Consider the following 16482-nt stretch of genomic DNA (forward strand, 5'->3'; position numbering starts at 1 on the left):
GCGGGTATCCGCTGCGCGGAGCCTGTCCGCAGAATCCAGCCTCGCCGGCGTTTGAGGCGCGGGGTGCGGGGCGGAGCCCCGCGAGGCCCGGGCGGAGCCCGGGGGCGCTTGCGCGGCGGCGCCGCAGCCGGTCAGGCCCCGGCCCGGGCGCGGGCAGGACGCGCGGGCCGGGCCGTCAGGGTTCGCGGAGGGCCGAGAGCTGGGTCTCGAACCAGGCCGCCGGCGGCAGGGCCGTGGCCGCCGCGGCCAGGCGCTTCGTCCGCTCCGCCCGCTCCGCCTCCGGCATCGCCAGCGCCGCGTGCAACGCCGCCGCCGTCTCCGACACGTCGTACGGGTTCACCGTCAGCGCGTCCGAGCGGAGCTCCTCGTACGCCCCCGCCCCCGTCGACAGCACCAGCGCGCACCCCGCCTCCGACACCACCGGGATCTCCTTCGCCACCAGGTTCATCCCGTCCCGCACCGGGTTCACCAGCGCCACGTCCGCCATCCGGTACGCCGCCAGCGAGCGCGCGAAGTCGTCCTCCACCGACACCAGCACCGGCTGCCACTGCGCCGTCCCCAGCTCCGCGTTGATCTCCGCCGCCAGCTCCCGCACCGCCGCCGTGTACTCCCGGTACACCGCCAGGTCCTGCCGCGAGGGGTACGCCGACGCCATGTGCACCACCCGTTCGCGCCATTCCGGGTGCGTCGTCAGCAGCTCCCGGTACGCCAACAGGCCGCGCAGGATGTTCTTGGACAGCTCCGTCCGGTCCACCCGGACGATCGTCTTGCGGTCCCCGACCTCCGCCCGCAGCCCGGCCAGCTTGTCGTCGACTTCCGGCCGGTGCGCCAGCGCCCGCAGGTCGTCGCCGTCCACGCCCAGCGGGAACGCCCGGACCTCGGTCGTGCGCCGCGGCCACACCGACTCCCGCCGGTGCTCCACGCGCCCCTCCCGGACCTCCTCCGCGCTGCCCTCCGCCCCGTCGAACGGCATCGCCGCCAGGAACGCCCGCGCCCATTCCGCGGTGTGGAAGCCCAGCAGGTCCGCCCCGAGCATCCCCCAGGTCAGCTCCTCCAGCACGTACCGCGGCAGCATCCGCAGGACGTCGGGCGAGGCCCACGGGGTGTGCGTGAAGTGCGCGATCCGCAGGTCGGGCCGCAGCACGCGCAGCATGCCCGGCACCAGCGCCAGCTGGTAGTCCTGGACGAGCACCGCCGCGCCCTCGCCGGCCTCCGCCGCCAGCGCGTCCGCGAAGGCCCGGTTGTACAGGAGGTACGCGTCCCAGCGCCGCCGGAACTCCGCGTCGAAGACCGGCTCGCGCGGGATGTCGTACAGGTGGTGGTGGGTGAACCAGAGCACCGAGTTCGCGATGCCGTTGTACGCGGCGTCGTACACCGCGGGATCGATGTCCAGCATCCGGACGCCGGGCTCGGAAACCCCCCTCCGCACCGCTTCCCGGTCACCCTCCGACAGCGCGGCGCAGATCCACACCGCGTCCGGCTGCTCCGCGAGCGCCGCGGAGAGGCCGGAGACGAGACCGCCGCCGCCGCGCCGGGCGCTGAGGGTGCCGTCGGGGGCGTGGGCGTACGAAAGGGGGCCGCGGTTCGCGGCGACGAGTACCTGGGAAGCCATGCCGCGAACCTAACCCCGCCGCAGGCGCCTCAAACCCGCCGCGGCGTCACGCCACGCCGCATCACGCCACGCGGCGGACCGCGTACTCCTCGACCTCCAGCATCGGCGGCCGTTCCTCGGTGTCCACGGCGTGCGTGCGCGCCACGAAGCCGTCCGGGCCCCGCTCGAACTGGGTCAGGGCGGGGCGTACCGGGGGGTACCCCCAGCGGTAGCCGGGGGAGTGCCCGCGCGAGAGCCGCAGCTGCGCCGTGCGGTAGATCGCCGCGGCCATCCGGCCGAGTGCCTGCCCGTCCTGGTGGCGGTGCAGCCGTACGCCGACGTCCACCTGGGCCAGTGCGTCCAGCCCGACCGTGTGCAGCGCGTCGACCAGCAGGCCCAGCTCCACGCCGTAGCCGACGGGGAAGGGGAGACGTTCCAGCAGGGAGCGCCGTACGGCGTACTCGCCGCCCAGCGGCTGGACGAAGCCGGCCAGCTGCGGCCAGTGCAGGTTCAGCAGGGGCCGGGCCACCAGTTCCGTGACGCGGCCGCCCTGCCCCGGCGCGTCGCCGAGCGGCCGGTCGTACATCGCCTTGACGAACTGCACGTCCGGTTCGGTCAGCAGCGGGCCGACGATGCCGGAGACGAAGGCGGACGAGAAGTCCCGCAGGTCGGCGTCCACGAAGCAGACGATGTCCCCGGTGGTGGCGAGCAGCGAGCGCCACAGCACCTCGCCCTTGCCGGGCACCGCCGGGAGCCGCGGCAGCACCGCGTCGCGGTGCACCACCCGCGCCCCGGCCTTCGCGGCCACCTCGGCCGTACGGTCGCTCGACCCGGAGTCGACCACCACCAGCTCGTCCACCAGGGGGAGCGGCAGCCCCTCGATCAGGTCGCGGCGGATCACCTCGACTATGGCGCCGACCGTGGCCTCCTCGTCGAGCGCGGGCAGCACCACGCTGACCGTGGCGCCCGACGCGCGCTTGCGGTCGAGCAGCCGGTCGAGCGGCCGGTCGGCGGCGGACCAGGAGCGGTCTGCCAGCCAGCGCTCCACCTCTTCCAGCACCCTCGGTACTCCCTGCATCGTCGCTTGTTTGGACCGGTTTGTGATCCATCTCGCGGTTCGGACGGCTGTCTCAACCGGCCGCCCCTTCGGTTACAGTCTTGAACAACGCGAAGGACCACGGCATGCCGGGGTCCTCGCGCACAAATGCCCGGGAGCGCCATAGAGCGCGCGGCCCGGTGCCATACCGCTCATCCAGAGGGGCAGAGGGACACGGCCCGTTGAAGCCCCGGCAACCCTCCAGTCGGTTCTCGCGATGCGTTTTCGACGCACCCCCGCGAGGTCCCCGGCTAGGGAAGGTGCCAATTCCGTCTCATGGCGAAGTGCGCCATGGGGAAGATGAGGAGAAAGGGCCTCGCCATCATGGCTGCACAGACTGTCGCCACCTCTGTTGATCTCGGACCCGCCACCGGCCTTTCCTGTCGCGAGTGCGGTACCCGCTTCGAGCTCGGACCCATCTTCGCGTGCGTCGAGTGTTTCGGACCTCTGGAAGTCGCCTACGACCTCCCGACCGGCGACCCCGAGGCCCTGCGCGCCGCGATCGAGGCCGGGCCGGACAACATCTGGCGCTACGCCCCGCTGCTGCCCGTCCCCGCGGACGTGGCCTCCAAGCCGAGCCTCAACCCGGGCTTCACCAAGCTGGTGGACGCGGCCAACCTGGCCAAGGAGCTGGGCGTCACCGGCAAGCTCTACGTCAAGGACGACTCCGGCAACCCGACGCACTCCTTCAAGGACCGCGTCGTGGCCATCGCCGTCGAGGCCGCCCGCGCGTTCGGCTACACCACCCTCTCCTGCTCCTCCACGGGCAACCTGGCCGGCGCCGTCGGCGCCGCGGCCGCCCGGGCCGGCTTCCGCTCCTGCGTGTTCATCCCGCACGACCTGGAACAGGGCAAGGTCGTCATGGCCGGTGTCTACGGCGGCGACCTCGTCGGCATCGAGGGCAACTACGACGACGTCAACCGCTTCTGCTCCGAGCTCATCGGCGACCCGCTGGGCGAGGGCTGGGGCTTCGTCAACGTCAACCTGCGCCCGTACTACGGCGAGGGTTCCAAGACGCTGGCGTACGAGATCTGCGAGCAGCTCGGCTGGCAGCTGCCGGACCAGATCGTGATCCCCATCGCGTCCGGCTCGCAGCTGACGAAGATCGACAAGGGGCTCCAGGAGCTGATCAAGCTCGGGCTGGTCGAGGACAAGCCGTACAAGATCTTCGGCGCGCAGGCCGAGGGCTGCTCGCCCGTGTCGACCGCCTTCAAGGCGGGACACGAGGTGGTGCGCCCGCAGAAGCCGAACACGATCGCCAAGTCCCTGGCGATCGGCAACCCGGCGGACGGTCCGTACGTCCTGGACATCGCCCGGCGCACCGGCGGTTACGTCGAGGACGTAAACGACGAGCAGGTGGTCGAGGCCATCAAGATCCTCGCGCGGGCCGAGGGCATCTTCGCCGAGACCGCGGGCGGCGTGACCGTCGGCGTGACGAAGAAGCTCATCGAGAACGGGCAGCTCGACCCCTCGCTGACCACGGTCGTCCTCAACACCGGCGACGGTCTCAAGACCCTGGAGGCGGTGGCCTCGGACAGCGGCCAGACCGCCACCATCCGTCCCAGCCTGGACGCGTTCCGCGCCGCCGGCCTGGCCTGAGGCCCGATCCACCCCTCCTGTTCCCGGAAAGGCAATAGCGCCATGAGCGTCAACGTCCGCATCCCCACCATCCTGCGCACCTACACCGGTGGCAAGGCCGAGGTCTCCGCCGAGGGCACGACCCTCTCCGAGGTCATCGAGTCCCTGGAGAAGAACCACCCGGGCATCGCGGCCCGCGTCCTGGACGACCAGGGCAAGCTGCGCCGGTTCGTGAACGTCTACGTCAACGACGACGACGTGCGCTTCGAGGGCGGCCTGCAGACGGCGACGCCGGACGGCGCGGGGGTCTCGATCATCCCCGCCGTGGCCGGCGGCTGCTGACGCCCGGCTGCCCACGCCCGCCTTCCCAGCGGAGTCACACCTGAATTGCCCCCTCCGGTAAAAGCGGAGGGGGCAATTCTGGTTGGTTGGGCGCGGTAGAGTTTGGGAAGTCCCCTCCGTTGTTCTTGCCCGCCGCATATGAGCGGGCCGCCGGATGGTTGACATTGAGTCAACATGCACGCCTGGTATGGGCCTTTGATGCCGGATGTCGGGCCCGAGTTGCCCGGGAATATGCCTAAATTTCACGTGATTTCCATATTCCTTCTTGTCCGGAATTCTCGTCGGATTGACCTGTTGCAGACAGCACCGGTGCGGATACATTCAGCCGCGGTCGAGGCGTTCCGGCGCAAGTTCTGACCCGGGTCCGCGAAGTGCGGTCCTGCGCAAGGGCCAGTAATAGGGGAGTTAGGCATGGCTCAGGGCACCGTCAAGTGGTTCAACGCGGAGAAGGGCTACGGCTTCATCGCGGTCGACGGTGGTGCGGATGTGTTCGTCCACTACAGCGCCATCCAGATGGACGGGTACCGCACCCTTGAAGAGGGTCAGCGGGTCGAGTTCGAGATCTCGCAGGGCCAGAAGGGTCCTCAGGCGGACATGGTCAAGCTCGCACTCGGCTGACCCGGCGCGATCGACCACCGACGCAACAGGTCTCAAGGACCACACACGCACGTGGGGCCCACATCCCGGACACGGGACGTGGGCCCCACGTGCGTCCCGGCCGGGGACTTCGCCCGGCGTTGCCCGAAGCCGCTTGCACTCGACGGGGTCGAGTGCTAATCATTGGCGTTAGCACTCTCCAGGTGAGAGTGCTACTAAAACGAGGACCGGGTCGGTGAGGCCCAAGGGTCCGGCGGGAAGGAACCGTCGGGCTCGTCGGCCGTCCGTCGCGGGCGCGGGCGCGGTCCAGGAGCAATCCACCCCAGTCCTGGAGGACCACTTCAGATGGCCAAGATCATCGCATTCAACGAGGAGGCCCGGCGCGGTCTCGAGCGTGGCATGAACCAGCTCGCCGACGCCGTCAAGGTCACCCTTGGCCCCAAGGGTCGCAACGTCGTCCTTGAGAAGAAGTGGGGCGCCCCCACGATCACCAACGATGGTGTCTCCATCGCCAAGGAGATCGAGCTCGAGGACCCGTACGAGAAGATCGGCGCCGAGCTGGTCAAGGAAGTCGCCAAGAAGACGGACGACGTCGCGGGCGACGGTACGACCACCGCCACCGTGCTGGCCCAGGCACTGGTCCGCGAGGGCCTGCGCAACGTGGCCGCCGGCGCCAACCCGATGGCCCTCAAGCGTGGTATCGAGAAGGCCGTCGAGGCCGTCTCCGCCGCCCTGCTCGCGCAGGCCAAGGATGTCGAGACCAAGGAGCAGATCGCTTCGACGGCCTCCATCTCCGCCGCCGACACCCAGATCGGCGAGCTCATCGCCGAGGCCATGGACAAGGTCGGCAAGGAAGGCGTCATCACCGTCGAGGAGTCCCAGACCTTCGGTCTGGAGCTGGAACTCACCGAGGGCATGCGCTTCGACAAGGGCTACATCTCGGCGTACTTCGCCACCGACATGGAGCGTATGGAGGCGTCGCTCGACGACCCGTACATCCTGATCGTCAACTCCAAGATCGGCTCGGTCAAGGACCTGCTGCCGCTCCTGGAGAAGGTCATGCAGTCCGGCAAGCCGCTGCTGATCATCGCCGAGGACGTCGAGGGCGAGGCCCTGTCGACCCTGGTCGTCAACAAGATCCGCGGCACCTTCAAGTCCGTCGCCGTCAAGGCCCCGGGCTTCGGTGACCGCCGCAAGGCCATGCTCGGTGACATCGCCATCCTCACGGGCGGCACCGTCATCTCCGAGGAGGTCGGCCTCAAGCTGGAGAACGCCGGTCTCGACCTGCTCGGCCGCGCCCGCAAGGTCGTCATCACCAAGGACGAGACGACCATCGTCGACGGCTCCGGTGACAGCGACCAGGTCCAGGGCCGCGTCAACCAGATCCGCGCCGAGATCGAGAACTCCGACTCGGACTACGACCGCGAGAAGCTCCAGGAGCGCCTCGCGAAGCTGGCCGGCGGCGTGGCCGTCATCAAGGCCGGTGCCGCGACCGAGGTCGAGCTCAAGGAGCGCAAGCACCGCATCGAGGACGCCGTTCGCAACGCGAAGGCGGCCGTCGAAGAGGGCATCGTCGCCGGTGGTGGCGTGGCCCTGCTCCAGGCCTCCTCGGTCTTCGAGAAGCTGGAGCTCACCGGTGACGAGGCGACCGGCGCCAACGCCGTGAAGCTCGCGCTGGAGGCCCCGCTCAAGCAGATCGCCGTCAACGGTGGTCTCGAGGGTGGCGTCGTCGTCGAGAAGGTGCGCAACCTCCCGATCGGCCACGGCCTGAACGCCGCGACCGGCGAGTACGTGGACATGATCGCCGAGGGCATCATCGACCCGGCGAAGGTCACGCGCTCCGCGCTGCAGAACGCCGCGTCGATCGCCGCGCTGTTCCTGACCACCGAGGCCGTCATCGCCGACAAGCCCGAGAAGGCCGGCGCCGGTGCGCCGGGCGGCATGCCGGGCGGTGACATGGACTTCTGATCGGCCCCGGCTGATCGGCTGTCCAGTACGCTCCACGTTCCGAGGGCGGCACCCCGATGAGGGGTGCCGCCCTCGGGCGTTCCCGCGGCGCGCCGCTCAGGCGGCGGGCCGCCCGACGAACCTGACCTCTTCCCGGCCTTCGCCCAGGGCGATGTCCAGCGACGCGTCCAGGGCCCGCGCGAGGCGCAGCAGCAGCGGCAACGTGGGTACGGCGTCGGCGCCCTCCACCCGGGAGATTCGCCTGCGTGAGACCAGCCCGCCCGGCCGGCTGCGCCTGCGACAGCCCGAGCACCGTGGCGCAGGTGGTCGCCTGCCCGGCCCCTGGGACGGATCGCCGCCGGGCGGGCGAGTTTGGTTGACTCGGGGGCATGAGCGAAAGCAGCGCACCCTTCGTCAAGATCTGCGGGCTGAAGACCGCGCACGACGTCGACGTGGCCGTGGCGGCCGGGGCCGATGCCGTCGGGTTCGTCTTCGCCCCCGGCAGCCCCCGGACCGTCGACGCCGCCACCGCGCGCGAGCTGGCCGCGCGGGTGCCCGAGGGCGTGCTCACCGTCGGGGTGTTCCGCGGCCAGTCCGTGGCGGAGGTCCGGCGGCTGGCGCGGGAGAGCGCCGTGCGCGGCGTGCAGCTCCACGGCGACGAGGGGCCCGAGTACTACGAGGCCCTGCGCGACCCGGCCCGGACCCTCATCCGCGCCACCGCCACCGCCGTCGCGCGGACCGGCGAATACGGCGAGGACCTGCTGCTGATCGACGCCCCCGACCCCGGCTCCGGCAAGCCGTGGAACTGGGGTTCCGGCGAGTTCACCGCGCCCCGCGGCCGCTGGCTGCTGGCGGGCGGCCTCGACCCCGCCAACGTGCGGGCGGCCCTGCTGGCGACCGGCGCATGGGGCGTGGACGTCTCCAGCGGCGTGGAACAGGAGCGCGGAGTGAAGTCACCGGAGCTCATCCGCGCGTTCCTCGCGGCGGCCCGCGACCCCAGTTGCTGAAAGCAACCGTGCGACTACCCAGCGCGAGGAATCCGGCATGGCCCGCTCCGCTGCCGGGCAGACACCCTGCATGGACACGGACCTGCTCGGCTGGCTGGGGCGCCTGACGTCCCGCTTCGCCCCGGGGGGCGGTGGCGGAGCGACGGTACCCGCACCCCGCCGCGCCCCCGTCTTCACCGCCGACTTCGCCTCCCCCACCCAATGGGTCGCCGGACGCTCCTGGGCGTATCCCGACGGCGGCCCCGTCAACCCCGGCGACAACAAGCTCGACCACCTCGTCGAGGACCCCGCCTACAGCCGCGGCGGCGTCTTCCGCGCCACCCGCCGCCCGGACGGCAACTGGGACACCGGCCTGCTCACCACCGAGGGCAGCGACGAGGGCTTCATGGTGCGCACCGGCGACGTGCTGGAGGCGCGGGTACGGCTCCCGGCGGAGCTGGGGGCCTGGCCCGCGATCTGGACCTGGCGGGACGGCGGCCAGGAGATCGACGTCTTCGAGTACCACCCCGACAACCCCGACCTGCTGGAACTCTCCAACCACGTCCGCGAGGCGCACCGCTACCACCGCGACCCCTCGGTCCGGCCCGGTGCGTGGGTGGACCTGAGCGTGGAGTTCGGGCGCAACTCGGTCGTCTGGCGGGTCAACGGCGCCCAGGTCTTCTCCGACCGCCGGGGCGTGGGCCGCGGCTGGCGGGCGTACCTCATCGTCAACCTGTCGGTGTGCGCGGGCAACTACCATCCGGCGCCGGATCCGGAGGTCACGGAGATGTCCTACGAGGTGACCGAACTGCGCGTCTACCGCGGCTAGGACCAGTCCCCAACCCCTGCGGCCGGCCCCCGGCCGTGGGGGCGCACGTCCTCGTGCCCCGCCGAGCACGACCCCGGCCTGGTGGTTTCATGGCGGTGTGCCGGACGATCTCGCCGGTGCCAGGTCGCGGCGACTGCCCGGCGCCGGCGGTCCCGCGACGGCAATGAGTGCTCACTCATCCGCCGGTCACCGCAGGAGCGGCAGGTCAGGGAGACGGCCGCGGCAGGGAGTTCAGCAGGGCGGCGCCGCGTTGGGCGTCGTCGATGCTGACCGCGAAGTCCCGGCCGTGGGAGCGGATCACGAGGCAGGGGCCGCCCCGGACCATCACCGTCGTACCGAGCCTGCTCACGCGGTAGCCCCAGCCGCCGACCTGCGAGGGCCGGCGCTCCTCCACGCGGGCCGGGGCGTCGATCTCGGCCGGGGACCAGCGCCGCACGGGCCGCCCGACGGGGCCGTACGCCACTTCCAGCGCCCGCCCGGTCACCCGTACGGTCACGGAGGCGAACACCAGGAGCAGCAGGGACGACAGGAGCAGCACCACGATCGGCACCCACACCATCACCACCGACCCGGCCAGCCCGGCGGCCGCGAACCCGACCGCGATGAGTCCGAGGACGAGGGCCGTCGCCTGCATCCACCGGTTCGACGCGTGTGACCGCCACAGGATCTGTTCGGCGTGAGCCATGACGCCTCCACGATCGGTCGTCGGGAGCCGCCCCCGGCGTCTCCCTTCCCACCAGTCTCCCCCCGAAGGGCTCCGCCGGCCCCGGCGTACGGTGGGGAGGGAGGGGAGGCGAGCCCCGGGAGGCCGGCGATGAGCGACGAACGTGACGCGTTCCTGGACTGGGCCCGCTCCCGGCTGCGGGACGCCGAGGTGGCCCTGCACAACGGGGACGCCGGGCCGCGCTTCGCGATCTGGTCCCGGCAGGAGCCGGTCTCGGTGCTGGGCGCCTGGATGTCTGCCGTCGGGTACGAGGAGGTCAGCGCGCTCTTCCACAAGCTGGCGGAGTCGTTCTCGGACTGCACCTCGTACGAGCACGAGATCATCGCGGCCGACGTGGCCGGCGACATGGCCTACACCGTCGGGTACGAGCGCACGCGGGCCTCCGTCAACGGCGAGCCGCGCCGGTACGTCCTGCGCGCGACCCAGGTCTACCGCCGCGAGGACGGCGACTGGAAGGTCGCCCACCGGCACGCGGACACGCTGGAGGCCGACCAGACCTGAGGCCGGCCGGTTCAGGCGGGGGTGCCGAACGAGGAGCCGATGCCGTCCTCCTCGATGGACTCCACCAGGGGGTTCGCCCGCAGGGCGGTGACCTGGGCGGGGGAGAGCGGGGCGGCGAATCCGTTCATCGCGGTGTGGAAGACGTGGACCGGCGTGACCCCGTGATGACCCGCCACGAGGGCCGGGTCCAGGCCCCGCCGCACGGTCACGAGGTACGTCGGCCACTCGGCCGCAGCCGCGACGGGCGCGGGCTGCGGCGCGTCGGCGGCGGTGGCGGCGGTGACGGGAAGGGCGGTCACGGCGGCGAGGGCGGTGACGGCGACGGCCGTCCGGCGGGTCCAACCCGGTCGATTGCGCATGGGGGCGACGCCATCACGCGCGGGTGTCCCGGTCAACGACGCGCCGCGGCGTGGCCCCGCCCGCCGGTGGTGAACGCCGAATGCGCCCCCTCGTGCGCGCCGCGCGAGCTGGGCCGTACGGGCGAACTTCCGGGGGACGGGCGGGATGTCGGCGTTCAGTTGGGAGGGCCGGGTGCGGCAAGGGGGCTGATCGTTTCCGCAGTTTGTGCGATGGACACCCGCGCCCGGTTCGGCCTGTTCGGCCAACCGGGAGCGCACCCTCAAGTCGCGCCGATCGGTGCCCGATGCAGGGGGAGCCGCGCTCAGCTCCGCGACGTCTCGTCCGTGAGGTGGCGGGCTCACCCTTCCGCCGACTCCCCGGGAGTTCCTTCCATGCGCCTGCTCGCCCGTGTGACGACCGCCGCGCTCCTCGCGACGACCCCGGCGTTCGCCGGCACCGCGTCCGCCGCCGCCCCCGAGCCGACCCCGGCCCCGCTGATCGCCTCGGCGAACGCGGTGCCCGGCCAGTACATCGTGACCCTGGAGAAGGGCGTGGACGCGGCCGCGCTGACGAAGAAGCTGGGCCTGAAGGCCACGTTCCTCTACAGCGCGGCCATGAACGGCTTCGCCGTCAAGATGACCCCGCTCCAGCTGCGGATCGCCCGGGTGGCCCTCGGGGTGAAGTCGGTCGAGGAGGACACCAAGGTGTCGGCGGTGTCGACCCTCTCGGACCAGGACGACGGCCTGGCGCTGAGCGCCCCGACCTCCCTCTGGGGTCTGGACCGGATCGACCAGAAGGTCCTGCCGCTCGACGGCAGCTACACCACCGCGGGCAACGGGGCCGGCGTGACGGCTTACATCCTGGACACCGGGATCGACTACAACCACGACGAGTTCGGCGGACGCGCGACCTTCGGCTTCGACGCCATGGGCGACGGCAAGCAGGGCATGGACTGCCAGGGCCACGGCACGCACGTCGCGGGAACGGTCGCCGGCAAGACGTACGGCGTCGCGCGCAAGGCCAACCTCGTCTCCGTCCGGGTCCTGGGATGCGACGGCACGGGCACGTTCTCGGGCATCATCGCCGGCCTCGACTGGGTGGCCAAGAACGCCAAGCAGCCCGCCGTCCTGAACGCCTCCCTCGGCGGTGACAGGTCGGCGGCCCTCAACGACGCCGCCACGGCACTCTCCGACGCGGGCGTCCTGCCGGTCGTCGCGGCGGGCAACTCCTCGAAGGACGCCTGCCTCGTCTCACCCGCCTCGGCGGCGCGCGTGGTGACGGTCGGCGCGACGAACAAGTACGACGAGGAGACCGACTTCTCCAACTTCGGTACGTGCCTCACCCTGTACGCGCCGGGCCAGGACATCACCTCCGCGAAGCTCGGCGGCGGCAGCGTGGCCGAGAACGGTACGTCGATGGCCTCGCCGCACGTCGCCGGCGTCGCGGTGCTCTACAAGCAGGCGCACCCGGCCGCGACCCCGGCGGAGATCGCCGAGTTCCTGAGCGTCGGGTCCAGCAAGGACGTGCTGAGCTCCGTCGGCAAGGGCAGCGCCAACGAGCTGCTCTTCACCCACGGTCTCTGAGCGACCCCACGAAGTCGGCCCAGGCCCGTGCGTGGAACACCACGTGCGGGCCTTCGGGCTGCTTGGAGTCCCGGACGGGGACGATGTGGGGGTGGCCGTCGGCTGATACGCGCGGAAGACGGCACGCGCGTATGCCTCCGTCTGCAACGGACCCGGGATGATCAGCGGTGCGTACGCGCGGAGGGTCTTCGCCAGAGCCTCCGCCTCGGCCGCCGCCGCGAAGTGGTCCGGGTACTTGGACTTGGCCGCCGCCTCGCAGTTGCGGGCGAAGAAGCCGTCCGTGTTGAGGATGTCGTCTATCTGGCGGGCGACATCGAGGGCATCCGGCGCGTCCCGGCTTCGAGCTGGCCGATGAACGAGCCGCTGACGAAGAGCCGTTCGGCCGGTTCGGCCTGGGTGTGGCCCGCGCGTTCGTGCGCCACGCGGAGTTCGGCGCCCAGCAGGGTGCGGGGTGAGCAGGAGGGGTCGAGGTTTTTCGGTCCCGGCATGGCAACTCCTGGTCCAACAGGTGCGTTTGTGCACCGCCCGACGTTGAAAGGCTAGCTACCGAGTAGCCACTCTGTGTGCAGGACGCGATTACTCAGAGCGAAAGGAACGTGTCATGGTGCTCTCGCCCAAGGAACGCATGCTGGCAGCGGAGGAAGCCGTGGGGCAGTTGAAAGAGGCCCTCGGTGATGTGGGCGTGGTGTTCCCTTCGCTCGGCGTGGACGGGGTGTCGGCGGCCGGGACGTACGGGCTTCCGCTGGTCGACCTCGGGCGCTGCAACCTGGACACCGCGCTGCGGCTGGTCGCCGTACTGCACGAGCGGGCCCGCCCGTGACCGGTGACGAACGCGCGCGGTGCGAAGCCGTCTTGAAGGGGCTGGCGGAGGCCGCGCGCGGGTGGGAGTTCGAGCTGGCGTGGAAGCTCTGCTGGCTGGAGAAGGGGATGTTCAGAGCCGGGTGGAAGCGTGCGGGCATGGGCCTTTCGGTGCGGGTCGCGCAGGACGCGCGCAACGGGTTGTGGACCGCTGTCGGGGACGACGGGAAGCGGAGGGTGAGCGAGACGGCCGACACGGCGGACGAGGCGACGGCCTTGGTCCAGGAGGCGTTCGGCATCAAGGCCTGGCGTCCGCAGCCGCCTCCGCCGCCCGGCTGGCAGCGGTTCTCGCTGGTCCACAGTCCGGCCGACGAGTGCCCGGGGTTCGATGACCGGCGTTATGACGCCATCAAGGCCCGGCCGCCGACCGGGTGCGTGGTGGAGGACTTCGGCGGCTGCTTCGGGCTCCGCTGCGAGCGGCCGGGGGCCCGGCTGCTCGACGCGGTGGCCCCGTTGTGCGGGGAGATCCGGGCCGGACACGGACTGCTGATGTCGGGACTCGGGATCGAGCGGCTGTGGGAGTGGTCGCAGGACGGCACGGACGGCTGGGGCGCCGAGATCGTGGGCCAGCTGCTGCTGATGGCCGCCGAACGGGGGCCGAAGCTGGGGTACTCGGTGGACGACCTGGTGGCGTACCTGCGCACTGCGGCAGGGGTGCGCGGGGCGTGATCAGGGGCTGCGGACGTACTCGACCTGGGCGAGGGGGGCGCCGTCGCCGAAATCGTGGGGGCGTACGGCGCCGGACTCGGTGAAGCCGGACTTGGTGTAGAAGCGGCGGGAGCGCGGGGTGTCGCGCAGGGTCCACAGGTGGGCCCCGCCGTACCCGGCCCCGTGCAGGCGGTCCAGCGTCGCCGTCATGAGGGCGGCGGCGATGCCGGTGCCCCAGGCGTCGGGGTGGGCGAAGAACGTGCGGATCTCGGCGAGGCCCGGCCGGTCGGGGGACGGGACGGTGAAGGACAGTGCCAGCGGGCGGCCGTCGAGTGCGGCGAGCAGGATCGTGCCGGTGCCGTCGGCGACGCGGGCGTGCCAGCGGGTGCGGCGGGCGCGGACCTCGCGGGCGGCCCACTCCGGCTCGAAGAAGGGGGCGTACGCCGCCTCCCAGGAGGCGGCGTGGACCTCCCCGAGCGCGTCACCGTCGGAGGGGCCCGCGTTGCGTATCTCGATCATCCGAGCACCCTACGCGGGCCGTTGGGGCCATCAGACCTTGACTGCGAGGAGCCGTTTGCCGCAGAGGGCGGTCAGGTCCTCGGGGTCGGAGGTGAGGACGGTGACGGGCCCCGGTGCCGCGAGGGCGGTGGCGGCCAGCATGGCGTCGATGGCGTACTTGTGGCCGTGGAGGCCGGCCGCGCGCAGCAGGCTCGTGGCCTGGTGGGCGATCTCCTCGGTGACCGGCTCGACCACCATGCGGGACAGGGTCCACTTGAGGGCCGGCACGTTGATCGCAGGGTGCACCACCTCCACGAGGGTGGCCGAGCTGGTGATCACCCGCATGTCGTCGGCCCGGGCGAGGGTCAGCCACCGAGTGACCAGGCGGTCCCGCAGGACGGCCTTGGAGAGTCCCTCGCAGTCGAGCACGAGCGTGCCGCCCGGCGTGGCCGGCTGTGGCGTCATGCGACGCTCCTGTGCTCGTTGCCCTCGCCGGACTGCTCTTCGCGGGCGCGCTGGAGGATTTCGCGGGTGGCCCGGAGTTCCTCTTCGGTGATGGGGCCGTGTTCCGCCTCGGCCACGGCGATGAGCTCGTTCAGGTTGTCCCGTTCGATCTGGCGGGCCACGGCGGCGGTGACGTAGGCGGACAGGCCCGAAGGGCCGCTGCGGGCGCGAGCGGCCTCTGCGACGTCGCGGGGCATCGAGATGGAGTACTTCTGGGTAGGCTCGCTCATGCCACCCATGCTACTTCCGATGCTACCGCCGCGTATTCGGCATAGGGGGAGGAGACGTACATGTGCACGGGCTGCTGGCATATGCGCACCCGCGGGACGGCTTCCGTCCCCGTCAGCCCGAGCGTGTGACGGCAGCGGGGCCGGAGCCGTCGGCTCGGGCCAGCGCCGGTTCCTGCGCCGGGCCGGCGGCCGGGGGAGCGTCCGGGCCGGCGCCGGTGTCGAGGTCCGTCAGCATCTGCGGGGTGAAGCCGAAGAAGTACGTGGCGACGAAGCCCACCGCGTAGCCGACCGCCAGACCGCCCGCGTAGACGCCGATGGCCGGGCCCAGCCCCGACGGGCCGTCCAGCAGCGGGAACAGGGCCCAGCCGGAGGGGCCGATGGCCGTCGAGCCGAAGCCGGCGCCCAGCTGGTTGAAGAGGCCGACGAACGCGCCGCCCGCCGCCCCGCCGACGCAGGCGGTGACGAACGGGCGGCCCAGCGGCAGGGAGACCCCGTAGATCAGTGGCTCGCCGACGCCGAGGAAGCCGGCCGGCAGCGCCGACTTGATGGTGGTGCGCAGCGAACGGTTGCGCGGGAGCCGGTAGTAGGCGGCGATGGCCGCGCCGACCTGCCCGGCGCCCGCCATGGCGAGGATCGGCAGCAGCACGGTGTAGCCGGAGTGCTCGATGAGGGTGGTGTGGATCGGGATCAGCGCCTGGTGCAGGCCGAGCATGACCAGGGGCAGGAAGAGGCCGCCCAGCACGAGCCCGGCGAGCGCGCCGCCGGTGGCCAGGAGCCGGTCGGCGAACCAGCCGATGCCCTCGGCGACCTGGCCGGCGAGGTACATCAGGCCGTAGAGGGTGACCAGACCGGGCAGGAGGACGGTGAGGGTGGGCGTGACCAGGTTGTCCACGGCCTGCGGGACCCAGGTGCGGCACCACCTCTCGACGTACACGGCGAGCAGAGCGGCGGCCAGCGCGCCGAGCACGCCGCCCTGGCCGGGGGCGAGGTGCCGGCCGAACGCCTCGATCTTCGCGACGCCCGGGAAGACGATGATCGCGGCGACCGCGCCGCCGAGTACGGGCGTACCGCCGAACTCCTTGGCGGTGTTGTAGCCGACGAAGACGGCGATCAGGGACATGAAGCCGGAGGCGATCGCGGCGAGGGCGGGGACGACGGCGGGCAGCAGGCCGGAGTTGGTGAGCAGGCCGTTCAGCCCGGCGATGATGCCGCAGCCGATGAGGGCCGGGATGAGCGGGACGAAGATGTTCGCGATGCGGCGCAGGAGCAGTTTGACGGGGGTGGAGTTGCGCGCCTTGCGGGCTTCCCGCAGTGCCGTTCCGCGCGCCTGGAGGGCCTCGGCGGTGACGTCGGCGGTGACGGGGCGGGTCCGCTGGACCAGCGCCTCGAACTCGGGGGTCACGCGGGCGACGGCGCCCGGGCCGAGCACGATCTGGTAGGTGTCGTCGTCCACGACGCCGAGGACGCCCGGGACGGCCTTGAGCGCTTCGTCCTGGACGAGGGAGCGGTCGCGCAGGCCGATGCGCAGCCGGGTCATGCAGTGCGCGACGGAGGTGACGTTGCCCGGGCCGCCGACCAGGGGGAGGATCGCGGCGGCCGTGGCGCGGTGCGTGTCGGGGGACATCGTGGTG

General features: G+C 71.7%; 20 protein-coding genes, 1 pseudogene and 1 riboswitch. Of the genes and pseudogenes, 10 read left to right on the forward strand and 11 right to left on the reverse strand.

Annotated elements, in window-relative coordinates; genetic code table 11:
- Positions 1-175: 175 nt before the first annotated feature.
- Both ACWGH1_RS10860 and ACWGH1_RS10865 read right to left on the reverse strand, forming a co-directional pair.
- Positions 176-1612, reverse strand: a complete 1437-nt coding sequence (locus ACWGH1_RS10860) for an alpha,alpha-trehalose-phosphate synthase (UDP-forming) (protein ID WP_453355091.1) — start codon at positions 1610-1612, stop codon at positions 176-178.
- Between the two features lie 61 nt (positions 1613-1673).
- The gene (locus ACWGH1_RS10865) at positions 1674-2651 is read right to left on the reverse strand and encodes a glucosyl-3-phosphoglycerate synthase (RefSeq protein ID WP_453355094.1); all 978 of its coding nucleotides are present in this window, start codon (positions 2649-2651) and stop codon (positions 1674-1676) included.
- 185 nt (positions 2652-2836) lie between these two features.
- Positions 2837-2994, forward strand: a riboswitch (SAM riboswitch).
- A 17-nt stretch (positions 2995-3011) separates the two neighbouring features.
- Between ACWGH1_RS10865 and thrC the strand changes: the two genes are divergently transcribed.
- The 4 genes from thrC (at position 3012) to groL (ending at position 7172) form a co-directional block, all read left to right on the forward strand.
- Positions 3012-4286 carry a threonine synthase gene (gene thrC, locus ACWGH1_RS10870; protein WP_453355092.1) on the forward strand — a complete coding sequence of 425 codons (1275 nt, stop codon included), beginning with the start codon at positions 3012-3014 and terminating at the stop codon, positions 4284-4286.
- 42 nt (positions 4287-4328) lie between these two features.
- On the forward strand, positions 4329-4607 hold the full coding sequence (locus ACWGH1_RS10875; protein ID WP_453355093.1) for a ubiquitin-like small modifier protein 1: 279 nt from the start codon (positions 4329-4331) through the stop codon (positions 4605-4607).
- Positions 4608-5018: 411 nt separating this feature from the next.
- Positions 5019-5225, forward strand: a complete 207-nt coding sequence (locus ACWGH1_RS10880; protein ID WP_030009783.1) for a cold-shock protein — start codon at positions 5019-5021, stop codon at positions 5223-5225.
- Between the two features lie 324 nt (positions 5226-5549).
- Positions 5550-7172: a chaperonin GroEL gene (gene groL, locus ACWGH1_RS10885; protein WP_361314643.1), complete on the forward strand. Its 1623-nt coding sequence runs from the start codon at positions 5550-5552 to the stop codon at positions 7170-7172.
- Between the two features lie 96 nt (positions 7173-7268).
- Here groL and ACWGH1_RS10890 read toward each other — a convergent pair whose 3' ends face one another.
- Positions 7269-7400 carry a hypothetical protein gene (locus tag ACWGH1_RS10890; protein WP_453408629.1) on the reverse strand — a complete coding sequence of 44 codons (132 nt, stop codon included), beginning with the start codon at positions 7398-7400 and terminating at the stop codon, positions 7269-7271.
- Positions 7401-7540: 140 nt separating this feature from the next.
- On the opposite strand from ACWGH1_RS10890, the gene ACWGH1_RS10895 reads away from it, so the two are divergent.
- Positions 7541-8158 (forward strand): phosphoribosylanthranilate isomerase, encoded by a 618-nt coding sequence (locus ACWGH1_RS10895; protein ID WP_453353698.1) that lies wholly within the window; start codon positions 7541-7543, stop codon positions 8156-8158.
- 37 nt (positions 8159-8195) lie between these two features.
- The gene (locus ACWGH1_RS10900; protein WP_453353699.1) at positions 8196-8966 is read left to right on the forward strand and encodes a beta-glucanase; all 771 of its coding nucleotides are present in this window, start codon (positions 8196-8198) and stop codon (positions 8964-8966) included.
- A 205-nt stretch (positions 8967-9171) separates the two neighbouring features.
- On the opposite strand, the gene ACWGH1_RS10905 is transcribed toward ACWGH1_RS10900, so the two are convergent.
- Positions 9172-9651: a hypothetical protein gene (locus tag ACWGH1_RS10905; RefSeq protein ID WP_453353700.1), complete on the reverse strand. Its 480-nt coding sequence runs from the start codon at positions 9649-9651 to the stop codon at positions 9172-9174.
- A gap of 129 nt (positions 9652-9780) precedes the next feature.
- Here ACWGH1_RS10905 and ACWGH1_RS10910 point away from each other — a divergent pair, with 129 nt between their 5' ends.
- Positions 9781-10191 carry a nuclear transport factor 2 family protein gene (locus tag ACWGH1_RS10910; protein ID WP_453353701.1) on the forward strand — a complete coding sequence of 137 codons (411 nt, stop codon included), beginning with the start codon at positions 9781-9783 and terminating at the stop codon, positions 10189-10191.
- An 11-nt stretch (positions 10192-10202) separates the two neighbouring features.
- Here the strand turns inward: ACWGH1_RS10910 and ACWGH1_RS10915 are convergent, their stop codons facing one another.
- A complete protein-coding gene (locus ACWGH1_RS10915) occupies positions 10203-10550 on the reverse strand; it encodes a protease inhibitor I9 family protein (RefSeq protein WP_453353702.1) in 348 nt (115 codons plus the stop codon).
- A gap of 372 nt (positions 10551-10922) precedes the next feature.
- Here ACWGH1_RS10915 and ACWGH1_RS10920 point away from each other — a divergent pair, with 372 nt between their 5' ends.
- Positions 10923-12113, forward strand: a complete 1191-nt coding sequence (locus ACWGH1_RS10920; protein ID WP_453353703.1) for a S8 family peptidase — start codon at positions 10923-10925, stop codon at positions 12111-12113.
- Here the strand turns inward: ACWGH1_RS10920 and ACWGH1_RS10925 are convergent.
- Positions 12097-12246, reverse strand: a complete 150-nt coding sequence (locus ACWGH1_RS10925) for a DUF397 domain-containing protein (protein ID WP_453353713.1) — start codon at positions 12244-12246, stop codon at positions 12097-12099. The two genes, ACWGH1_RS10920 and ACWGH1_RS10925, sit on opposite strands and share 17 nt — an antisense overlap.
- Positions 12207-12601: pseudogene (locus ACWGH1_RS10930) on the reverse strand (Scr1 family TA system antitoxin-like transcriptional regulator); the annotation flags it as partial. The gene ACWGH1_RS10925 and the pseudogene ACWGH1_RS10930, both read right to left, overlap by 40 nt.
- A 113-nt stretch (positions 12602-12714) precedes the next feature.
- On the opposite strand from ACWGH1_RS10930, the gene ACWGH1_RS10935 reads away from it, so the two are divergent.
- Together ACWGH1_RS10935 and ACWGH1_RS10940 are read left to right on the forward strand one after the other, a co-directional pair.
- The gene (locus ACWGH1_RS10935; protein ID WP_453353704.1) at positions 12715-12933 is read left to right on the forward strand and encodes a hypothetical protein; all 219 of its coding nucleotides are present in this window, start codon (positions 12715-12717) and stop codon (positions 12931-12933) included.
- Positions 12930-13640 (forward strand): hypothetical protein, encoded by a 711-nt coding sequence (locus ACWGH1_RS10940; protein WP_453353705.1) that lies wholly within the window; start codon positions 12930-12932, stop codon positions 13638-13640. Before ACWGH1_RS10935 ends, ACWGH1_RS10940 begins: the two co-directional genes overlap by 4 nt.
- Here the strand turns inward: ACWGH1_RS10940 and ACWGH1_RS10945 are convergent, their stop codons facing one another.
- The 4 genes from ACWGH1_RS10945 to ACWGH1_RS10960 form a co-directional block, all read right to left on the reverse strand.
- Positions 13641-14138: an N-acetyltransferase family protein gene (locus tag ACWGH1_RS10945; RefSeq protein ID WP_453353706.1), complete on the reverse strand. Its 498-nt coding sequence runs from the start codon at positions 14136-14138 to the stop codon at positions 13641-13643.
- 30 nt (positions 14139-14168) lie between these two features.
- Positions 14169-14582 (reverse strand): PIN domain-containing protein, encoded by a 414-nt coding sequence (locus ACWGH1_RS10950; protein ID WP_453353707.1) that lies wholly within the window; start codon positions 14580-14582, stop codon positions 14169-14171.
- Entirely contained in the window at positions 14579-14851 is a 273-nt protein-coding gene (locus tag ACWGH1_RS10955; protein WP_453353708.1) for a CopG family transcriptional regulator, read from the reverse strand. Before ACWGH1_RS10955 ends, ACWGH1_RS10950 begins: the two co-directional genes overlap by 4 nt.
- 112 nt (positions 14852-14963) lie before the next feature.
- Positions 14964-16475 (reverse strand): PTS transporter subunit EIIC, encoded by a 1512-nt coding sequence (locus ACWGH1_RS10960; protein ID WP_453353709.1) that lies wholly within the window; start codon positions 16473-16475, stop codon positions 14964-14966.
- Positions 16476-16482: the final 7 nt, after the last annotated feature.

Source organism: Streptomyces sp. NPDC054883 (genome assembly GCF_053610645.1).